At 47.6% G+C, this 349-nt stretch carries 1 pseudogene; it reads left to right on the top strand.

Going from position 1 to position 349, the window contains the following annotated elements:
- A pseudogene (locus HC175_RS21320) lies at window positions 1–349 on the top strand (F0F1 ATP synthase subunit beta); the annotation flags it as partial.

The raw sequence follows: 349 nt of genomic DNA, 5'->3' as shown, positions 1-349 counted from the left end.
GACGACTTTATGCATTCTATGGAAGAAGGTGGTTGGGACCTTGAAAAGGTTGACAAAACAGCTCTTCTTGATTCAAAGGCAACTTTCGTTTTTGGACAGATGAACGAGCCACCGGGAGCACGTGCACGTGTTGCCCTTTCAGGACTTACCATTGCTGAATATTTCCGTGATGGAGCCGGAGAAGGCCAGGGGAAAGACGTACTTTTCTTCGTAGATAACATTTTCCGATTTACTCAGGCAGGTTCTGAGGTATCTGCACTTCTTGGGCGTATGCCATCTGCGGTAGGTTACCAGCCAACACTGGCAACTGAAATGGGTGCGATGCAGGAGCGTATTACTTCTACCAAAA

Source organism: Salinimicrobium oceani (genome assembly GCF_012037645.1).
This window is presented reverse-complemented; position numbering and strand designations above follow the sequence as displayed.